The 20,466-nt window shown below is 57.4% G+C and carries 19 protein-coding genes; 5 read left to right on the top strand and 14 right to left on the bottom strand.

Annotated elements, in window-relative coordinates:
• Positions 1-74: 74 nt before the first annotated feature.
• On the bottom strand, positions 75-1,046 hold the full coding sequence (locus tag PMYSY11_RS00390) for a TAXI family TRAP transporter solute-binding subunit (protein ID WP_069900849.1): 972 nt from the start codon (positions 1,044-1,046) through the stop codon (positions 75-77).
• Positions 1,047-1,246: 200 nt separating this feature from the next.
• Here PMYSY11_RS00390 and PMYSY11_RS00385 point away from each other — a divergent pair, with 200 nt between their 5' ends.
• Positions 1,247-2,275 carry an AraC family transcriptional regulator gene (locus tag PMYSY11_RS00385; RefSeq protein WP_150548017.1) on the top strand — a complete coding sequence of 343 codons (1,029 nt, stop codon included), beginning with the start codon at positions 1,247-1,249 and terminating at the stop codon, positions 2,273-2,275.
• 19 nt (positions 2,276-2,294) lie between these two features.
• On the opposite strand, the gene PMYSY11_RS00380 is transcribed toward PMYSY11_RS00385, so the two are convergent.
• Positions 2,295-3,248, bottom strand: coding sequence for an SDR family oxidoreductase (locus PMYSY11_RS00380; protein WP_150548016.1), 954 nt, complete (start codon positions 3,246-3,248; stop codon positions 2,295-2,297).
• A 181-nt stretch (positions 3,249-3,429) separates the two neighbouring features.
• On the opposite strand from PMYSY11_RS00380, the gene PMYSY11_RS00375 reads away from it, so the two are divergent.
• Positions 3,430-4,815, top strand: coding sequence for a M16 family metallopeptidase (locus PMYSY11_RS00375; RefSeq protein ID WP_150548015.1), 1,386 nt, complete (start codon positions 3,430-3,432; stop codon positions 4,813-4,815).
• A gap of 116 nt (positions 4,816-4,931) precedes the next feature.
• Positions 4,932-5,945, top strand: a complete 1,014-nt coding sequence (locus PMYSY11_RS00370) for a DUF5924 family protein (protein WP_150548014.1) — start codon at positions 4,932-4,934, stop codon at positions 5,943-5,945.
• Between the two features lie 108 nt (positions 5,946-6,053).
• On the opposite strand, the gene PMYSY11_RS00365 is transcribed toward PMYSY11_RS00370, so the two are convergent.
• The 6 genes from PMYSY11_RS00365 to PMYSY11_RS00340 all read right to left on the bottom strand — a co-directional run bounded on the left by PMYSY11_RS00365 (position 6,054) and on the right by PMYSY11_RS00340 (position 10,091).
• Entirely contained in the window at positions 6,054-7,283 is a 1,230-nt protein-coding gene (locus PMYSY11_RS00365) for a nucleoside recognition domain-containing protein (protein WP_150548013.1), read from the bottom strand.
• A gap of 169 nt (positions 7,284-7,452) precedes the next feature.
• A complete protein-coding gene (locus PMYSY11_RS00360; RefSeq protein WP_069900860.1) occupies positions 7,453-7,914 on the bottom strand; it encodes an inhibitor of vertebrate lysozyme family protein in 462 nt (153 codons plus the stop codon).
• Between the two features lie 49 nt (positions 7,915-7,963).
• On the bottom strand, positions 7,964-8,128 hold the full coding sequence (locus PMYSY11_RS00355) for a DUF1328 domain-containing protein (protein ID WP_069900861.1): 165 nt from the start codon (positions 8,126-8,128) through the stop codon (positions 7,964-7,966).
• Between the two features lie 91 nt (positions 8,129-8,219).
• Positions 8,220-8,474: a hypothetical protein gene (locus tag PMYSY11_RS00350; RefSeq protein ID WP_069900863.1), complete on the bottom strand. Its 255-nt coding sequence runs from the start codon at positions 8,472-8,474 to the stop codon at positions 8,220-8,222.
• Positions 8,475-8,710: 236 nt separating this feature from the next.
• On the bottom strand, positions 8,711-9,145 hold the full coding sequence (locus PMYSY11_RS00345) for a ferritin-like domain-containing protein (protein ID WP_069900865.1): 435 nt from the start codon (positions 9,143-9,145) through the stop codon (positions 8,711-8,713).
• 109 nt (positions 9,146-9,254) lie between these two features.
• Complete coding sequence (locus tag PMYSY11_RS00340) at positions 9,255-10,091, bottom strand: BON domain-containing protein (protein WP_069900867.1); 837 nt, start codon at positions 10,089-10,091, stop codon at positions 9,255-9,257.
• 230 nt (positions 10,092-10,321) lie between these two features.
• Here PMYSY11_RS00340 and algB point away from each other — a divergent pair, with 230 nt between their 5' ends.
• Both algB and PMYSY11_RS00330 read left to right on the top strand, forming a co-directional pair.
• Positions 10,322-11,668 carry a sigma-54-dependent response regulator transcription factor AlgB gene (gene algB, locus PMYSY11_RS00335; RefSeq protein WP_150548012.1) on the top strand — a complete coding sequence of 449 codons (1,347 nt, stop codon included), beginning with the start codon at positions 10,322-10,324 and terminating at the stop codon, positions 11,666-11,668.
• Positions 11,665-13,452 carry a KinB sensor domain-containing domain gene (locus PMYSY11_RS00330; protein ID WP_150548011.1) on the top strand — a complete coding sequence of 596 codons (1,788 nt, stop codon included), beginning with the start codon at positions 11,665-11,667 and terminating at the stop codon, positions 13,450-13,452. Before algB ends, PMYSY11_RS00330 begins: the two co-directional genes overlap by 4 nt.
• A gap of 29 nt (positions 13,453-13,481) precedes the next feature.
• Here the strand turns inward: PMYSY11_RS00330 and PMYSY11_RS00325 are convergent, their stop codons facing one another.
• From PMYSY11_RS00325 to PMYSY11_RS00300, 6 genes are all read right to left on the bottom strand, one after another.
• Positions 13,482-13,667, bottom strand: a complete 186-nt coding sequence (locus tag PMYSY11_RS00325; protein ID WP_069900877.1) for a PA3371 family protein — start codon at positions 13,665-13,667, stop codon at positions 13,482-13,484.
• Positions 13,668-13,744: 77 nt separating this feature from the next.
• The gene (locus PMYSY11_RS00320; RefSeq protein WP_069900879.1) at positions 13,745-14,032 is read right to left on the bottom strand and encodes a hypothetical protein; all 288 of its coding nucleotides are present in this window, start codon (positions 14,030-14,032) and stop codon (positions 13,745-13,747) included.
• A 183-nt stretch (positions 14,033-14,215) separates the two neighbouring features.
• On the bottom strand, positions 14,216-15,436 hold the full coding sequence (locus PMYSY11_RS00315) for a hybrid sensor histidine kinase/response regulator (RefSeq protein WP_150548010.1): 1,221 nt from the start codon (positions 15,434-15,436) through the stop codon (positions 14,216-14,218).
• A complete protein-coding gene (locus PMYSY11_RS00310) occupies positions 15,430-16,047 on the bottom strand; it encodes a chemotaxis protein CheB (protein WP_069900882.1) in 618 nt (205 codons plus the stop codon). Before PMYSY11_RS00310 ends, PMYSY11_RS00315 begins: the two co-directional genes overlap by 7 nt.
• Positions 16,044-16,865 carry a CheR family methyltransferase gene (locus PMYSY11_RS00305; RefSeq protein WP_150548009.1) on the bottom strand — a complete coding sequence of 274 codons (822 nt, stop codon included), beginning with the start codon at positions 16,863-16,865 and terminating at the stop codon, positions 16,044-16,046. Before PMYSY11_RS00305 ends, PMYSY11_RS00310 begins: the two co-directional genes overlap by 4 nt.
• Positions 16,865-20,359: a response regulator gene (locus PMYSY11_RS00300; protein WP_150548008.1), complete on the bottom strand. Its 3,495-nt coding sequence runs from the start codon at positions 20,357-20,359 to the stop codon at positions 16,865-16,867. The genes PMYSY11_RS00305 and PMYSY11_RS00300 overlap by 1 nt, the downstream gene beginning before the upstream one ends.
• Between the last annotated feature and the right edge of the window lie 107 nt (positions 20,360-20,466).

Here is a 20,466-nt window from a genome sequence, read left to right as displayed (position 1 = left end):
GCGCATTGCGCTTGGAGGGTTTTAGCCAAAGAAAAGGCCCAGCCAACCATTAGCTGGCTGGGCCGCACGGAGAATTACATCCAGCCGCGTTCTTTGTAGTAACGCACCGCACCTTCGTGCAGTGGAGCGGTCAGGCCGACCTTGATCATGTCTTCAGCCTTGAGGTCTTTAAACGCCGGGTGCAGGCGCTTGAAGCGATCAAGGTTTTCAAACACGGATTTAACCAGCTGGTAGACCACTTCCGGATCTGCCTTGGCGGTTGTCGAGAGCACCGCTTTACCACCGATAGACGGGGTAGCTGCGTCGTTGCCCTTGTACATGCCACCTGGGATTTCAGCCTTGGTGTAGTAAGTCTTGTCAGCCAGCAGCTTGTCGATGTCAGCGCCAGTTACCGGTACCAATACTGCGTCGGTAGTGGTGGTAGCTTCCTGGATCGCGCCATTTGGATGGCCGACAAAGTAGGTCATCGCGTCGATGTTGTTGTCGCCCAGAGCAGAGGCTTGCTCAGCTGGCTTCAACTCTGCAGACAGGGCGAATACCGACTTGTCCCAGCCTTTGACGCGCATGATTTCTTCCAGCGTGTCACGCTGACCGGAACCCGGGTTACCGACGTTTACGCGCTTGCCTTTGAGGTCATCAAAGCTGGTGATGTTGGCATCGCGGCGAGCAAGAATGGTGAACACTTCGCTCTGCAAGGAGAACACTGCACGCAGGTCATCCATTGCGCCTTCGGCTTCGAATGGTGCCAAGCCCTTGAGCGCTTTGAACTGGTGGTCGGACTGCATGATGCCGAAGGTGAACTCACCGGTACGCAGACCATTTACGTTGGCAACACCGCCGCCACTGGCAGGCGCGTTACATTTGATGTTGGTCTCGTTGCTGGTGCGATTGGCAAAACGGCAGATCGACTGACCCGCTACGTAATACACACCCGTCTGGCCACCAGTGCCAATGGTGATGAAGTTTTCTGCGGCCTGTGCCGTGCCACCCAGAGTAATGCCTGAGAGAGCTGCGGACAGAACCCATGCCAAGGATTTGCCTTTCATGGGAGTGCTCCTTTTGTGGTTGTTTGAAACATCGGTACCTTTTGAGCCCGATGAGGCAGGAAAGTGTAACCGCTCAGGCGCAAGTTGCACGGATATTCAGCGGCCTGAAACACTTGAAAATGCGTCATCAAGACGTTTAGAGCATAACTTACTGGTGCGTCGGGCTATCCTCGGCCTTAAGCTTTGGGCAAAATCAGGCCATGCAAAATTCAACTTCCAGCACGTCACAAGCCACGGTTAGTGCCAGCCTCACTCAAGCCATCCTGCACGCGGCGACGCGTCTTGGGCTCGACCGCGCCAGCCTGCTCAAGCACAGTGATCTTAGCGAAGAACAGCTGCTGGACCCCGATGCACGCGTGCCGTTTTCGAGCCAGCTGCAGCTGTGGCAAACCCTCTCCCGCCTGCCGCTGCCAGAGCCCGGCCTTGAAATTGGCAGCAATCTGGCACCTGGACCGTTTAGCGTACTGGGCTACCTGCTGCAAAGCAGCACAACGTTAGGCGAGGCCCTGCAAGCTGCTTTGCGTTATCAGCGCCTGGTCGGCGAAGGCGGCGAAGTTCTGCTGCGTGAACGCAAAGACGCCATCGAACTGTTCTACCGGCCGCTGCATCCGCAATTGCCAGTCACCCGCATCCGCGTGCTGTCACTTATGGCGTGCTGGGTGCAGATGGTTGATCCGTTGCTGGAAAATTTCCGCCTGAGCAAAGCCCGGTTTGTGCATCAGCAGCCTGACGATATCAGCCCGTATGAACGCATTTTTGCCTGCCCGCTCGAGTTTGGCACCAGCGAATACGCCATTCTTATCCCGCGGGAGCTTCTCGACGCGCCCCTGATTCAAGCCAATCGACCGTTGCAACAGGTGCTCCGCCAGCACGCCGAAGCACTGCTCGCGCGCCTGCCCAGTGAAAGTTTGAGCGTGCGCGTGGTGGCGATTCTGGGCGAGCAGCTGGCGCATGGTGAACCCGACCGCAGTGAATTGGCGCGGGCACTGAACATCAGTGAGCGGACCTTGCAGCGTCGCCTTGCCGATGAGGGTTGCAGCTACCAGTCGCTGCTCAATGACACACGTCGACAACTGGCCGAGCGTCATCTCAGCAGTGGCAATCTGCCTGCGGCTGAAATCGCGCTGCTGCTGGGCTACTCGGAACCCAGCGTGTTTTTTCGCGCATTTCGCCAATGGACAGGGCTCACGCCCGGCGAATATCGCAGTCAGCACAAAGCCGAAGCCTGATTCCCGCGCCGTTTAGCGATTAGCTGTTGCCCTGCGCACGAAGGAATTCCTCAAACGCTTGCAGGCTGGTATAGCGTGGCGTGTAGCCGAATTCCTGCTTGAGGCGCTGATTACTCAACACCGGCCGGTAACGCAGAAAGTCCAGCTGTTCCGGCCCGTATTGGCTCAAACCCAACGGCTGCATGATGCGCAGGCCAAGCTTGATCAGGCTCGACGGGATCGGCCGATAAGGTTTGTGCAACAAGCCGGCGATTTCCTTCAGCGACAACGCGCCGTCCCCGGCCAAGTTGAAAATCCCCTCAACCTGTCGCGCCACACCCTGACAGATGACGTTGACCACATCCTTGTCCCAGATGAACACAAAACGGCTGTCGTAACCCCAAACACCGAGCACTGAGCGTTTTTTGAACAGCTCGGTAATCTGATTGTTGACCTGCTTGCCGAGAACCGTGCCGGGTCGTAGTACAAGTTGCTTGAGCTGCGGATGCTCCACCCGCGCGTTGGCCAGCAATTGCTCAACCTCGCGCTTATGCTTGGCATAGGCAAAGGTGTCGTGACCCCGCAGCGGCTGGTCTTCGCTGATCCACTCGGCGTTGTCCGGGTGATAGCCGTAGGCCGCGCCAGAGCTGGTGAACACCAATTGCTCGACGCCTTCGGCAGCTGCGGCCGCGATCACCGAACGGGTGCCGCCAACGTCGATGGCGTGCAGGCGTTTTTCAGTCATGTCACGCGGTGGTGTGACAACTGACGCCATATGAATAATCACCTGCGGTTTCCAGCTGGCGATGCACACCTTCACTTCCCGGGACTTGCTGATGTCGAGCTGAATAGGCTCAACATTGGCCCGTAAGCCGTGCGTACTGATCGGCTGAATATCGGCGGCGATCAGGCTCCACTGCGGATACTGCACAGCCAATTGTTCAAGCACCTGGCGCCCGATAAAACCGGCAGCCCCAGTAATCAAAACACGCATAACACTCTCCGAGCCCGCATTAGCGAGGTATTACAGCTGATGTAACAAAAACAGACTGACCCACAGTAACCTAGCAACTCAATCGGCTTTGCGCTGTGATATGCGCGGACAATACACATGATCAATCGCGACAACCCACACCAACAGGTATGCTTCGTTGAGGACTGTCAGGAAGACCTTCATGCGCCAATTGCTTCTGCCACTCGTGTTGGTGGCCCTTAGTTGCCTGAGCACCACGCCCAAGGCAGAAAGCCTGTACCGAGTGGAAGGCTATCAGCTGGAAAATGGCTTACAGGTGCTGCTTAAAGCAGTACCGGGCACTGGCCATGTGGCCATTCGACTGGTGGTTGGCGTCGGCTTTGACCAGTACAACTGCGCCGAGAAGGAACTGCCGCACCTGTTCGAACACCTGCTTTTCAGCGGCACAGACGACTCTGGCGAGGCGGGTGTAGAGGCGCGCATGCAGGCCCTTGGCGGCGTCTGGAATGCCTATACCCGCGACACCGACACCACGGTCACTGTCGAGGCGCCCGCACGCAATCAGCGCGCAGTGCTTGATCTGATGCTGGCGAACCTGACCCAAAGCGAGCCAGACTCACGCAAACTGGCCGCAGCCAAGCTAGCAGTCGAGCATGAAAGCGGGGTCAACGACTCGCCGCTGCAACACGTGCTGCTGGAACACAACATTGGCCGCGAAGCCCATCAGCAAATCGCCCAGGAACTGGGTTTGGCCTGCGCCCAGCCTGCCACAGCCGCTGATCTCACACTGGAGCAGGTAAATGGTTTGCGGACCGACTGGTACGTGGCCAATAACATGACCTTGATCGTAGTCGGCGATCTCGACTCGCGCCTGCCGGCCTACATTGATCGCCAATACGGCTCGCTACCCGCTGCTGAACTCCCCGCCCCACGCCAACAACCCGAGCCCAACAGCAATGCCCAGCAACGGCGCCAGCTAATCAGCCGCCTTTACGGCGAGGATGGCAGCATAGCCTGGATGTTTTCTGAGCCGTGGCTCGACCACCATGACTTTGAAACATGGGAGTTGCTGCGTGACTACATCGACTGGCAGCTCTACCAGCAACTGCGCATCAAGCACAGCCTGACCTATGCCCCGTTCACCGAGCGAGAAGTGTTCAGCAGTTCGAGTTTTTTCAGCCTGAACGCCAAGGTGCAGAGCAAAGACTTGCCGAAGGCCGAGAAGGTCATGCGTGAATTGCTCGCCGATCTGCGCAAGAACGGCGTCGATGCCGAGGTATTCAAGCGCTTGCAGAGCGCCGCAGTCGCAGAGCAATCGTGGGCGGTACAAGGCGCCAGCGACATGGCCGATTACTACTGGGGCGCGCTCGCCGACTATGATGGCAGCCACTTCGCAGACAGCCGCAAAAGCTTGCAGTCGGTTACCGTCGAGGACGCCAACAAGGCGTTGTCCAAGCTGCTGGATCAGCCAGGGTATTTGCGCATCAGCAAACCTCTGCTCAACACCTACGGCGTTTACTGGCTGTCTACCGCACTCCTGCTGCTTATTCTGATTCTGCTTGGACTGGCCATCTGGCGCCGCCGCTGAGAATGCTTACACGGTCACGTGAATAGCCCGATGCTCCCGCGTTTTCCCGCTAAACTTAAGGCCTGCGCAGGACAGGCCAAGTGGCGCAGCCTCCAAACTTTTCTGCGTGACCCTAAATGACCACCCTGAAAGACCGCATCACCCCGTTCATCGCATTCGCTCAGCGTCATCCGTGGTTGATCGCCACGTTTGGCTTTTGCTCCGGCTTAGCGAGCTTCTTGCTGGTCAAACGCCAAGCCGAACTGGCGCAAGTGCTGGCATTGGTGATGCTTCTCAGCTGGCTGTGGCTGGCGCTTGAGAACCTGTTGCGCGAGCAAATCTCGAAGCGCTTTGGTTTCGAGTTGCCCAAGCCCTTGCTACGTTATGCGACCCAGATGATCCACCAGGAAAGTCTGTTCTTCGTGCTGCCGTTCTTTCTCATCACCACTACCTGGAACAGTGGTCAGGCGCTATTCAGCGGCGTGCTTATCGCCGCAGCACTGGTGTCGATCATCGACCCGCTCTACTACAAGCATCTGGCAGCGCGGCGCTGGGTGTACCTGATGTACCACTCGCTGACCCTGTTCGCCCTGACGCTGACGGCATTGCCGATCATCTTCAAACTCACCACGACCCAGAGTTACCAGTTGGCGCTGGCGATTGCTGCACTGCTGTCTTTCCCCAGCCTGCTCGGGATTATCACGGTGCAACGCTGGTGGCGCAGCTTGTTACTCATCGCTGCGACGCTGGTATTGGCAGGTGCCGGCTGGATGGCACGGATCTGGGTACCGCCCGCCACTTTATGGATGACAGAAGTCGCGGTCAGCACAGAACTTAACAGCAAGGAGCGTGAGCCCGGCAAGCGCATCAAGCAGCTGTCGGTCGCCGAGCTTGGCGCTCAGGGTTTGTATGCCTACACCGCAATAAACGCCCCGCGCGGCCTGAACGAGCGGATTTATCACGTGTGGCGCCTCAACGGCAAAGAGGTTGAGCGTATCGCGCTGGACATCAAGGGCGGGCGCAAACAGGGTTATCGGGCCTGGAGCCATAAGCGCAACTACCCCAAAGACTCGGTCGGTCGCTGGCAGATTCAGGTACTCACCGAAGGCGGCCAGATGATCGGGGTTCTGCGCTTCAAGGTGACACCTTAACCAGCAGGCCTTGGTGCACACACGAGCATCAAAGGACTGACGACTGAATGGCTCAATTTACCCGAATCAATGAGCCGCTCAGTCGCGCCTTAATCCTGAAACTTCGGCTTAACCGAAGAACCAGTAACACACACTAATGGCCGCGACCACGCCGGCAAACTCGGCCAGCAGCGCGCAACCAACAGCGTGGCGGACACGCTGAATACCCACCGCGCCAAAATACACCGCGAGCACGTAAAAAGTGGTTTCAGTACTGCCCTGCACTGTGGCTGCAACCAACGCCGGGAAGCTATCCACACCCTGACTTTGCATGGTCTCGATCAACATGGCGCGCGCGGCACTGCCGGAGAAAGGCTTGACCATCGCGGTGGGCAACGCCTCAACAAAACGCGTGTCCCAGCCCAGCAGATCGAGCAGCCAGCGAATGCCGTCGAGGCCGAAATCCAGGGCGCCCGAGGCGCGCAGCACACCAATCGCACAGAGCATCGCCACCAGATACGGCAGCAGACTCTTGGCCACGTCAAAGCCCTCTTTGGCGCCTTCGATAAACTCTTCATAGATCGGCACCTTTTTCAGCGCACCGAGCAGCAGAAACAGCACGATGATGCCGAACAAGGTCAGATTGCCCGTCAGCGAAGACAAAGCGCCCAGCGCGGTAGCCGACATGGTGCCCAGCACCGCCATGAACAACCCGAGCAGCGCCGCACCGGGCAGCAGGTACGCCAGCACCACCGGGTCCCAGAGACGCAGACGCTGCATGAAGGCGACCGATAACAGGCCGACCAGACTCGACGCACTGGTGGCCAGCAGAATCGGCAAAAATACCAGCGTCGGGTCTTCCGCCCCTTGTTGCGCGCGGTACATGAAAATGGTCACGGGCAGCAGTGTCAGGGACGAGGCGTTGAGCACCAGAAACAGGATTTGCGCGTTGCTCGCGGTGGTGCTGCTCGGGTTGAGCTCTTGCAGCGCGCGCATGGCCTTGAGGCCGATCGGCGTGGCGGCGTTGTCGAGCCCGAGGCCATTGGCCGCGAAGTTCATGGTAATCAGGCCCAGTGCCGGATGCCCCCGCGGCACTTCCGGCATCAGCCGCGCAAACAGCGGGCCGAGCAGACGTGCCAGCGCTTCGACCAGACCGGCCTTTTCCGCAATGCGCAGCAGGCCCAGCCAGAGGGTGAGCGTGCCGAACAGCAGGATCATCACATCGACTGACAACTTGGCCATCGCGAACAGGCTTTCAACCATGGCCGCGAATACCGCCGGATCATCGCCAATCAGCCAGCGCGACAAACCTGCCACCGCCGCTACCATAAAAAAGCTCAGCCACAAGCCGTTGAGCATGTTCCATCCCCCCAATCAATGGCGCAGATGATAACGCGCCAGGGCTTGCGCGGGGGCAGCTTATCGAGTCGTGAGGGAAGTGTGCGGGCTGAAAAGGCTTCAGCTCCTGGCCACTGGCGCCTGGAACGGCGCCATGACCTGATCGTCGCGGGGAGCGACAAAGTGCAACTTAGTACCAGTTAGGGTCTTTCTTGAGTTGCTCGTGCAACAGCTTCTGCATGCCCTCGTCGGGCTCGCCCAGCCATTTCTCGGTCGCGTAATTGCTGGGTGCCTTGCCTTTAGGCAGTGCATCCGGCACTTGCACATAAAGCGCGTAAGCTTCTTCCTTGTCCCAGCTGAAAGCCACATAAATGCGCTGATTGAAACAGTTACTGGCCTGACATAATTCGCCAACCAGATACTTGTCATCATCCTCCAGCATGGCCTCCATCGGCGGCGCAACACCGTCGAGGTTGATCAACCATTCAGGCATCCGTTCCTGCTCTTCGAGCACATCATTCCAGGCTTCCTGATACTGGGGATCGCTCTTGAGTACATCGTTAAGGCGAACATCAGTCACTGTGTCAGCGGCCAAGGCCGCTCCACTGCCGCTAATCATCAGGGCGGCAGTGAGCGTCTTGAGAACGTTCATAGGGGCTCCTTAGTTAATGTGAATGGTTGCTCAATGTGACCCATCAGGGTCAACCTCGTGGGCGACGGCCCATGATGAGCGACACGACAAACAGCACCAAGAACACGAGGAACAGGATCTTGGCGATACCGGTTGCGGTGCCTGCGATACCACCGAAGCCCAGTACTGCAGCGACAATGGCGATAATCAGAAAAGTAATTGCCCAGCTCAACATGGCGTATCTCCTTGGTTTTTAGAAAGTCCTGCGGTGTATCAGCTTGAATTCGTTTGTGTGCCTGCCCGAAAAGGCGCAACCACGGTCAATCTCAGATGTTCTGGCCCGGCGCCCGACGTGGCGACTGCCCGGTGAACGTGTTTGGCACCGCGCCGCGCTGGGCAAACAAACCCTGCGCCTGTGGCTTTGCGGCTTGTACCGCCAACGCAGCAGCATTGGCCGTAGCCTTGTGCACAGGTTGCGCCGTATTAATCAGGCTGCCTTCGCCAATCATCACCAGCAGCAGGGCTGCACTGCTAAGCAGATACTTGATGCATGAACTGGGGCTGGGAATCTGACGGCTCATCTGTTTGCTCCTGCAAAGCAACCTTCAGGGTTGCTCGTTTATGTTCGTTAACCTTGTAATTGCAGTGGTTGTGCCAGTTTTGCTAAAAATAAAAAATCAATAAAAACAGTTACTTAGAAATAAAATAAAACGATTGAAGCTTGCATCCTGCACGGTCTGGCGGTTTCATCAGGCGTTTTGCACGACTCCCTGAGAGTCCGCAGTGAAAGCGGGGCATCCTTGCCCCGCATACAGGCTTACTGCATGGACTGCTTGAGGTTGCGCATGCGGTCATGGCAAGCGCGCACCTTCGGCATTTCCACACCCAGCAGGGCCTTCACATCCGGATCAGCACTTTCCAGCGCATCTTCAAATGCGTGCAGGATGCGGTCTTCGGCTTCTTCGAGCTGGGCGACGTAAGTCGCTTCCTCGTCGCTGGACAGAGTTGCCCGCGCATCGGCATAGACTTCGCGCATTTTGCCGACCATGGTGCCGCCAGATGCTGGCGAGTCCTGGTTGGCGGCGACCTTCACGGCCAGCGCTTCGATGATTTGAGTTTTCACGGTTGAGAGATCACGGAACATGGTCTGCAAACGGACATCTTTCACTTCAGTGATCGCGTGGTCGTAGAAACGCTTACCGTCACGGGTAATTTCGATCAGTTCGTTCAGTTGCTCTGTTTTATTGCTCATGATGTTTCTCCTTCAGATTGGACGCGGCCAACTGGCAACGCCTGAAGCTGGGTGACACTCGGGTTCTAAACAATCAGTCACTTTTTGCCTTCCCTGGCACATAAGATCCTTAACTCTCTACGCGCAGGGCATCACCATCGACGCCCCGGACACCGCGGATATCGCGGGCGGTTTCGACCGCCAGATTCTTCGCTGCACTGCTCAATACCGTGCCGCTCAACTTGACTACACCGTCGTGCGTTTCAACGCTGATGGCGAACGCATCCAGGTTGCGGGTGTAGACGAAACTCGATTTCACCTTGCTGGTGATCCAGGCATCGCTGATCGCGGCACTGGCATCATCGGCGGCGGCTTGCGCCTCGGCAGCAGTGCTGTCGGCCTTGCTGATGCTCAGGTGGTTGAATACTTCACGCACACCCTCGGTGTTGGAAGCCAGGCTACCGGCCAACTCCTTGGCCGCCGGGGTACGTGCATTACCGGTGAGCGTCACGGCGCCCTCTTCGGTTTTAACGCTGATGTCGAGGCCTTCGGTGTTGCTGTTCCAGAGCAACTTGGACTTCACCGTGGCGGTGATGCTGGCATCATCCAGACGATTGGCCAGAGACTTCGAATCGTTAGTCTTGCGCTCAACCTTGCTGTCGACCTTGAGCTGGTTATCAACCTTGTTGATACCTTCGATGCTCAACGCTACCTGCTCGGCAAGGTCACGCTCGACACTGCTCTCGACTGTACCGGTGAGGACGGCGGTACCGTTGTCGACTTCACTGTCGATGCTGAAAGGATTGAGATGACGGTTGAGCGCAATTGCAGTCCAGATCGAGCCTTCCTGGCGCGCTTCACTCAACTGCTGGCTCATGTCACCTTCTGCTGCGTTGGCCGCCAAAGGGGTCAGAGCAAACATGCCGACCGACGCTGTGGCCAATACCAGAGTTTTCAACTTATGCATGTTGTCCTCCTGTCTCTGTGCATAAACAATCCGCGTTTAGCGGGATATGCAGTAGATATCGCAAGCGTTGTGCCAGCTTTTTGATAAATATTTTTACCAATAAAATCAGATACTTACGACATAAAAAGACAGGGTGCCAGCATGCAGCCTGCAAGATAAGGTCATACTCGCCGTGCAACTTGCACGATTTCTTGTGGACTAATCTCTGCACACATCAATTGGAGCCTGAAATGGATGCGGTAGAACCTAAAAGCGGACGTATTTTGCTGGTCGATGACGAGTCGGCGATCCTGCGTACCTTCCGCTACTGCCTCGAAGACGAGGGCTACACCGTGGCGACCGCCAACAGCGCGGCGCAGGCCGAAAGCCTGATGCAACGCCAGGTATTTGATGTGTGCTTTCTTGACCTGCGCCTCGGCGATGACAACGGCCTCGACGTGCTCGCCGAGATGCGCGTACAAGCGCCTTGGATGCGCGTGGTGATAGTGACCGCACACTCAGCCATCGATACCGCCGTGGACGCCATGCAGGCTGGCGCGGCCGATTATCTGGTGAAACCCTGCAGCCCCGAACAACTGCGTCTGGCCGCCAGCAAACAGCTCGAAGCACGGCAACTGGAAGCGCGCCTGGAAACTCTGGAAGGTCAGGTGCGCCAGCGCAAGAACGACCTCGACTCCAGCAGCCCGTCGATGATGGCGGTGCTGGAAACCGCCCGCCAGGTGGCGGTAACCGACGCCAACATCCTTATTCTCGGCGAATCCGGCACCGGTAAAGGCGAACTGGCCCGCGCCATTCACCACTGGAGCCGCCGCGCGAAGAAGAATTCAGTCACCATCAACTGCCCGTCACTGACCGCAGAGCTGATGGAAAGCGAATTGTTCGGTCACACCAAAGGCGCGTTTACCGGCGCCAGCGAAAGCACCCTCGGTCGGGTCAGTCAAGCCGACGGCGGTACGCTGTTTCTCGACGAAATCGGCGATTTCCCGCTCAGCCTGCAACCGAAACTGCTGCGCTTTATTCAGGATAAGGAATACGAGCGCGTCGGTGATCCGGTGACCCGTCAGGCCGATGTGCGCATCGTCGCCGCGACCAACCTCAATCTTGACGAGATGGTTCGTCAGGGGCGTTTCCGCGAGGACCTCTTGTATCGCCTCAATGTGATCACTCTGAAACTGCCGGCGCTGCGCGAACGCACTGAAGACGTGCTGACACTGGCCGAGCGCTTCCTGGCCCGCTTCGTCAAGGATTACGCCCGCCCCGCGCGCGGCTTCAGCGATGAGGCATTGAGCGTTCTGGCGAATTACTCCTGGCCGGGCAATATCCGCGAACTGCGCAACGTGATCGAACGGGCGAGCATCATCTGCCAGGAAGAAATGGTTCAGGTGATTCATCTGGGCCTGACCGAATCAACCAGTAATCAGGCGCCACGCGTGGGCGGCGCACTGAGTCTTGAAGAGCTGGAAAAAAGTCATATCGCCGCCGTCATGGCCAGCAGCGAAACCCTCGATCAAGCTGCCAAGGCACTGGGTATCGACGCTTCGACCCTGTATCGCAAACGCAAACAGTACGACCTATGAAGTTAAGAACCCGGCTGTTCGTCAGCGGCAGTGCGCTGCTAACCGTGGCGCTGATCGGCCTGATACTGGGCATGGTCAGCGTGTGGCAGATCACCCGCGTACAAAACCAGGCCATGAGTCGCAACCTCGACATCATTGATGCGACCATCGGCTTTCGTCAGGAAATGGGCACGCAGGTGATCCTGCTGCTGGAGGATAGCTTCGACCCACTGGCGTTGAAGGAATCCGATGTGCGCTTTCGCACGTGGCTGACTCAAGCACTTGAAAGCAGCACCGAAGAGGCCGATCGCCAGGCTATTAGCGAAATCGCCCGCTCTTATGAACTGTTCGGCAAACTGCTCGACTCACCGGTGCAAATACGCCGCGATCTGCTGCATAACGACGCGTTCACGCGCGCCTTGCAAGCGCTGCGCGACCGCATCAATGCCGTGCAAATGCGCTACGTCGAAGCCGTGCAGAATGCCCAGCAAAACTCCCGCGAACGCGCGACCATCGTCAGCACCCTGCTGGGTTTGATCGGTCTGGCGCTGCTGCTGATCGGCTTTCTTACCGCGCACAACATCGCCAAACGCGTCGCCCGCCCAATCGAGGCACTGGCCAGTGCCGCCGACCAGATTGGCAAGGGTAACTTGCAGATATCCCTGCCCACCTCGCCAGTGGCTGAACTATCGGCGCTGAGCCGGCGCTTTGGCCTCATGGCGCAATCGCTGCAACAATTCAAGGACAGCAATATCGAAGCCCTGATGGCCGAACAGCAACGCCTGCAAGCGGTACTCGACAGCATTGATGACGGCCTGCTGATGTTCGACCGCAACGGCTTGCTGCAACACTTCAATCCGGTTGCCGGACGTCAGCTTGGTTGGGGCCTGGAACACATTGGTGAACGCCTTGATCAGGCATTACACAAAGAAGGCCTCGATGAACAGATCAGCCGCGTTTTGCAGGGCAAAACCCTGGAATCGGCGATTGCCGACCTTGAGATAGACGCCCATGGCGAACATCGCCTGCTGAGCTACAGTCTGACGCCCGTAAGCCAAGGTGGCGGGAATATTCAAGGTGCGGTGATGGTGCTGCGCGATGTGACCAAACAGCGGGCTTTCGAGCGAGTGCGCAGCGAGTTCGTGCTGCGTGCCTCGCATGAGCTGCGCACGCCAGTCACCGGCATGCACATGGCCTTTGCCCTGCTTCAGGAACGGCTCAAGTTTGCACCGGATTCACGCGAGGCAGATCTGACCCAGACGGTTGACGAGCAAATGCAGCGACTGGTTGATCTGATCACCGACCTGCTGAATTTCTCGCGTTATCAAAGCGGCTTGCAGAAGCTTGATCTGGCGCCATGCGACCTTGCGGACCTGATCAATCAGACCGGCCAACGCTTCGCCAATGAGGCCGCCGAGAAAGGCATTACCCTGCGCTGTGAACCGGATGATGACCTGCCATTGTTGCCCATCGACCGCGCTCAGATTGAACGCGTGCTCGACAACCTGCTGGTCAACGCTTTACGCCACACGCCGGCAGGCGGCGATATTCTGCTGAATGCGCAGTACCAAAACAACGAGATCATCATCTGCGTCAAGGATAACGGCGACGGGGTGGTGTTCAGCCAACAGTCACGGATATTTGAACCGTTCGTACAAGTCGGCAAACGTAAAGGCGGGGTTGGGTTGGGCTTGGCGCTCTGCCAGGAGATCATTCAGTTGCACGGTGGCCACATCACCCTTGAATCACGCCCGGGTGAAGGCGCGCTGTTCTGCATCAACTTGCCGATGCGCAGCTTGAGCTAACGCTCAGAGAGGTTTGGACGGGTGCTGCCTTAACGCAGCACCGGGTCAAACTTGATCCGCCGGCCCAAAGCCAGCGCAACAATTGATGCACCCAATGTCAGGCCAAACAGACCCTTGATGACCGCTGAACTGGACACGCCGGTGATCGCGTCCGTTGCCAGTACAGCCCCGAGCACAACGCTCAGTAACAATAATCCCAGCCCTGCTTTCGACATATTCTCCTCCAGTGTGCACGCAGATAAATCGGTTGGCGCACGGTAAAATCCGCGCTGAACCTAAAGCCCTTGAACGATCAGAAAACCCAACGCTGATTAGCCTCGCGATCCAGCTCAAACTGCAGCGGCTGGCTGTCGACCAGACTGTCAGCAGAAGAATTAGCTGAAGAATCACTGACCGAAGGTATGAAGGACGCTGTGCGCGCCGCCGAATTAGCCGGCAACTGGGTCGGCAAAGTAGGCTGGGTATGAATAATCACCTGAGCGCTTTGTGGCGCGGTGCTTTCGATGGTCGGCGCTGTGGATGCAACCGTTCCGGTGACCACAACTGCTGCAGCACTTAGCAAGTTCAGTACAGTATTCATCGGCGCGACACCCTTCTTAAATTTTGATAATGCAGGGTGTTTTGCAGGCAGCGTGCCAATCAATATTGAAAAATAAATCCTTATAAATCAATAACTTAAAAAATTAAAATCGTGCAGACAGTTGCATCCTGCACGATAGCATTTTGCATGCATTGCAAAATGCACGACCGAATACCCGCTAGCTTATTGCGCAGCCGCTACCGGCTCAGAGCTCTCAGCCTGCTTGAGCGGCAAGATCACCTCGAAGGTTGAGCCCGCGCCCAATTCACTGTGCAACTTGATCGTGCCGTTATGCGCGGTGACGATTTGCTCGGTGATAAACAAGCCAAGCCCCAACCCTTGCGCCGAATGGTTGGCATTGACCCGCTCAAACTGCTCGAAAATCCGCGCCTGATCCTCAACCGAAATGCCCACACCGTTATCACGCACCTGCACATGCGCCTGATCATTATCGGCAAACACCCGCACCGCCACCGGCTGCTTGGCGCCATAACGCATGGCGTTGGTGAGTAGGTTAATCACCACCTGTTCGATCCGGAAAGCGTCCCAGTAACCCACAACGCCTTCGCTGATATCGCGCTCCAGCGTGCAACCCGCCTCTGCGAGTTGGGCGCTGTAACTATCGAGCACATGCTCGACCAGCACACCGAGATCCACCTCGGCGGGGCGAATCGACAGTTTGCCGGTGCGAATCCGCGAAACATCGAGAATATCTTCGATAAGGCGAATAAGACTGTTGATCTGGCGCTCATCGCGCGTGGTCATGATTTCCAGTCGCTCTGGGGTAAAGGCCTGCAGATTGCCGTTTTGCAGGTGCAGTTTGCGCAACTGGGTTTCCAGAATCAGACCGTTAAGCGGGGTGCGCAGCTCGTGCGAGACTATCGACATGAAGTCATCGCGCATGCGCACCGCCAACTTGAGTTCTTCCTGCGCGCAGCGCAGTTCGCTCAACAGCGCTTCCTGTTCCCGGCGGCTCTGCTCAAGTGCCTGCACCTGGATTTTAATGGCCTGACGCTGGCGATAGAGATCGACAAATACCGCAACCTTGCTCATCACCGCCTGCACATCCAGCGGCTTCTGCAGAAAGTCCACGGCGCCGGTTTCGTAGCCCTTGAAGGCGTAGTTCAGCTCGCGGCCGGCGGCACTGACAAAGACAATCGGAATATTCTTGGTTTTCTCGGTGCCGCGCATCAGCTCGGCCAACTCAAAGCCGTTCATGCCCGGCATCTGCACATCGAGAATCGCCAGCGCGAACTCATGCTGAAGCAATAGCCCGAGTGCCTCTTCACCGCTGCTGGCGTGATAGATGATGCGATCCTTACCCCGAATCAGTGCATCCAGTGCAACCAGATTTTCGGGGGTGTCATCGACGATCAACAGTTTTGTTTCGATCTTGCTCAGCATGTTCGAGTAGCTTCCAGTTCGGCGAGCAATGCTCGGATTTCGACCAGCCCGGCGATAACATCCGGCTGCTGCAAAGCCAGTGCGGCCATAGGCATGGTCGGTACATGTGCCTCGTTCGGGTCTTGCACGACGGTAAAACCGCCCTGTTGCTTGATGGCGGCCAGCCCGGCAGCGCCATCCTGATTCGCTCCGGTCAGGAGAAAACCCGCCAGCGCGGGGCCATAAACGTCCGCTGCTGATTCAAAAAGAAAATCAATCGCAGGCCGCGAGTAATACACCGGCTCTTCCCGGCTGAACGACAAACTGCGATCAGCCTCCACCGACAGGTGATAGCCAGGCGCTGCAAAATAGATCATGCCCGGCTGCAACTGCTCGCCGCTGTCCGCCTCTTTGGCCGGCAGCCCGAGCCGCCGCCCAAGCACCTCGGCCAGGCTGCTGCGGTGATTGTCCGGCAGGTGCAACACCACCACGATGGGCACGCCAAAGCCCGGCTGCAGGCCGGCAAAAATCGCCAGCAACGCATTCACGCCGCCCGCCGAGGCGCCCACCACCAGCGCTTCGATTGCTGCCGGATGCGCCGCCAGTGCGGCCCGCCATGCCTGCTGGCTCATAACTTGCGGAAAATCCGCTCGGGTCGGCAGAGCGTCTCAAAACTGCGTGCGTAGCTGGAAAAGTCGATGCTTTCCTTACCGCCCAGACCGAGAAAACCTCGGTGGCAAAGCGACTCGTGAAACAGGCCGAACGCACGATCCTGCAGCGGCTTGTTGAAATAGATAAGCACGTTGCGACACGACACCAGATGGGTCTCGGCGAACACCGTATCCGTGGCCAGGCTGTGGTCGGCAAAGGTCACGTTGGCGCGCAGGCTTTTGTCGAAGATAACCCCGTCGTAGGCTGCGGTGTAATAGTCGGACAATGCCTGACGGCCACCCGCTGCCTGGTAGTTCTCGGTGTAGGCTCGCATATTGTCCTGAGCAAAAATCCCGCGTTCGGCGCGCTCCAGCGACACCGGATTGATGTCCGTGGCATAGATGATCGAACGTTCCAGCAGGCCTTCTTCCTTGAGCAGGATGGCCATCGAATAGACCTCTTCGCCGGTGCTGCAACCGGCAATCCAGATCCTCAGCGATGGATAGGTGTGCAGCACCGGCATGACCTGTTGGCGTAACGCGAGAAAGTAATCGGGGTCGCGAAACATCTCGCTCACCGGAATGGTCAGGTATTGCAGCAGCTGCATGAACGCGCCCGCATCGTAGAGAATTTTCTCTTGCAGGGCTGAAATGCTCTGGCATTCAAGCTGCACCAGCGCATGGCGCACACGGCGCTTGAGCGAAGCCCCGGAGTAGTCGCGAAAGTCATAGTTGTACTTGAGGTAGATCGCCTCGATCAGCAGGCGCAACTCAATATCGCGAGTTCTCTCGGGTGCCATCAGATCCGTTCCAGTTTGGGCATCCATACCCGTATCAATGAAAACAGCCGGTCGAGATCGATTGGCTTGGCCAGATAATCATTGGCGCCGGCCTTGAGGCAGCGGTCCTGATCGTCCTTCATCGCCTTGGCGGTCACCGCAATGATCGGCAGCTTGCGCCAGCGCGGGTCTTTGCGAATGATCTGAGTGGCTTCGTAGCCATCCATTTCGGGCATCATGATGTCCATCAACACCAGGTCAATATCGTCGATCTGATTCAGCTTTTCGATCGCCTCACGGCCATTACACCCAACCTCGACCACCGCGCCCTTCTGTTCCAGCGCGCTGGTGAGGGCGAAGATGTTTCGTACATCGTCATCAACCAGCAGAATGCGCCGGCCTTCAAATACCTTGTCGCGACTACGGGCAGACTTGAGCATGGTCTGGCGTTCAGTAGACAACTGCGACTCAACTTTGTGCAGGAACAGCGTGACCTCGTCGAGCAGGCGCTCCGGGGAACGCGCGCCCTTGATGATGATCGACTTGGAGTACTTCATCAGGTCGGCTTCTTCATCACGCGTGAGGTTACGACCGGTATAGACGATCACCGGCGGGAACGCGCAAATATCTTCACCGGCCATGCGCTTGAGCAGCTGATTGCCCTGCATATCCGGCAGTTTGAGGTCGATGATCATGCAATCGAAAATGGTCGTGCGCAGCAACTCCAGCGCCTCTTCACCGAACTCGACGGCGGTGATTTCGATGTCGTCATCACCAATCAGGCGGGCAATGCTGTCACGCTGCAAGGCGTCGTCTTCAACCAGCAGGACGCGTTTAACTTGCTGCGACAGCTTGGCTTCGAGCTTGGCAAATACCGCTTTCAGATGTTCGCGCGTGGTCGGTTTGACCGCGTATCCGATGGCCCCCAACTGCAACGCGGCTTCCATGCGGTCTTCAACCGAGATCACGTGCACCGGAATGTGCCGGGTCAGCGGATTGTTCTTCAGGCGCTGCAAGACAGTCAGGCCGGAAGCATCCGGCAGGCGCATGTCGAGCAGAATGCCTTGTGGCAGCAACCGTCCGGCCAGCTCGACGCCTTCATCGGCGCCATGCGCAACCAGACAGCTGTATTCCAGCTCGTGGGCCAGATCAAAGAGGATTTGCGCAAATTTCGGTTCATCCTCGATCACCAGCACGCAGCGACCGGCTGCTGGCAAGCGCTCGCGATCATCCGCAAAGGTCGGCAACGCAGCCGACAGCGCCGGGACCGGCTCATGCGCGGCGACAGTCTGCAACTTGGGCGACTCGATTGCGCGAACCGGCTCACTGGCGGGCTCCGCAGACGGCGACTCTTCGAAGGTTTCCGGCAATACCAGAGTGAAGGTACTGCCCTCGCCCGGCGTGCTCTGCAAGCTGATAGAGCCGCCGAGCAATGCCGCCAGATCACGTGAAATCGACAGCCCCAGGCCGGTGCCGCCGTAGCGACGGTTAATCGCGCCATCCGCCTGACGGAAAGCCTCGAACACCGTCTCGTGTTGTTCATCGCTGATGCCAATACCCGAGTCCTGCACGGCAAAGGCAACGCCTGCGCCCGGCTGACGGCCAACAGTGAGCGTGACCTGGCCTTTCTCGGTAAATTTGATCGCGTTCGACAGCAGATTCTTGAGGATCTGCTCGACCCGCTGCTGGTCACTGAACAGGGCGTCCGGCACACCGGCAAGCAGTTCGATGGAGAAACTCAGTTGCTTGTCGTTGGCCAGCGGTTCGAAGACGTTACGCAGCCCTTCGACCAGGCGCTCGACTCTGAATTCGTGCGGGCGGACTTCAAGCTTGCCGGCCTCTACTTTGGAGATGTCCAGAATGTCGTTGATCAGTGTCAACAGGTCATTACCGGCGGCGTAAATCGACTCGGCAAACTTGATCTGCTCGGCACTCAGATTGCCCTGCGGGTTATCCGCCAGCAACTTGGCCAGAATCAGCGAGCTGTTGAGCGGCGTGCGTAGCTCGTGCGACATGTTGGCGAGGAATTCAGACTTGTACAGGCTGGCGCGTTGCAACTCTTGCGCGCGCTCCTCCAGCAATACCTGCACACGGCTCAGCGAGGCATTGCGTTCATCCAGCGCATCACGCTGGTCGGCCAATACCTGCGCCTGATCCGCTAACTGCTCGTTGGTTTGCTCAAGCTCGGCCTGCTGGGTTTCGAGGTACGCCTGCGACTCCTTGAGCACCCGCGACTGTTCTTCAAGCTCTTCATTGGCGGTGCGCAATTCTTCTTGCTGCACCTGCAACTCTTCGTTGAGCTGCTGGGTTTCAGAGAGCATCTCCTGCAGACGTTGACGATTACGCACTGCATCGATCGAAGTTCCCAGCGCATCGCTGATCAGTTCGAGAAACTCGCTGACTTGCGCTGGAATCGGCTGCAAAAATGCCAATTCGACTACGCCGTTAACCGAATAGCCATTGCTGATAGGCAACAGCACAATGCTCACCGGGTTGGTGCTGCCCAGACCGGAATTTACTTTCAGGTAGCTGTTGGGCAAGTTATCGAGTTGCAGCAGTTTGCGCTCACTCGCCGCCTGCCCGACCAACGATTCCGTGCTGCCAAAATTCTGCTCGGCCTCTTCCATCTCCTTCGAGAAACCGTAACTGGCCACCCGGCTGATATCGCCCTGCTCCGAACGCACATAGAACGCGCCCACAGAAACCTGCAAATAGCCCGCCAGGCAATTCAGTACACTGCGCCCGAGCGCCGGCAAACTGGGTTGTCCAAGCACCTGCTCGGCCAACAGGCTCTGACCGCTACGCAGCCAGGCCTTTTGCTCGATAAGCGCTGTGCTCTGCTGCTGACTGTCGAAAATTTCACGGTACTCGGCCGCCAGTGTCATCAAGTCGCGGCGGCCAAAATAGGCCAGCAGACAACTCAGCGTCAGGCTGCCCAAAACATAAAGGGCGACATACAGGGTCACCGAATCGTTGGTTTTCTGGTTACGCGCCTGGCGCTGCTGCTGCTCAATCTGAATAAAGTTGTCGTACTCTTCCCGCGCATTGTCGGTGATTCGTTTGCCGCGTCCGGCGCGCACCGCACTCTGAAAATCGGCGTTGTCACGACGCAGCGCGATCATCGTTTTGGCGTAGTCGTCCCATTCCTCGTGCAGCGCCTGAATCCGACGCAAGCGAGCACTCTGGTCCGGGTTTTCTTCAACCAACTTGGCAAGATCGGCCAGCTCGACCTTGATCAGGGGCTTGGCCTCTTCATACGGTTCCAGAAAACTGTCATCACCGGTAATCAGAAAACCGCGCAGCGAGGTTTCCAGATCAACCGTCAGCTTGATCGAGTGATTGGCGCTGCTGATGATCTCATCAGTTCGCTCCACCCACTTCTGCACACTCATCAGATAGAAGATCAGGCCAATGAAAAAAACGGCGCTGACCAGCCCGATAGCAAGCGGCAAAGTGATGTTGCGGCGAACAAGCTGGCGAAAGCTTTGCTCACTCTTGGTGGCTGCGATGGTCATGGTCTGCCCCGAGCTAAAAGTTTGGATTTTGCAGGAAAAAGTTCAAATAATCATACTTAAGCGCTGCGACAGATGAGAAAATGCAAAATAAACATCTGTTTCGTCGA

It is taken from the genome of Pseudomonas marincola (assembly GCF_900682675.2).
GTDB classification, from domain to species: Bacteria; Pseudomonadota; Gammaproteobacteria; order Pseudomonadales; family Pseudomonadaceae; genus Aquipseudomonas; species Aquipseudomonas marincola.
The sequence above is the reverse complement of the archived record's forward strand: the minus strand, read 5'-3'. Positions and strand labels throughout refer to the sequence as shown.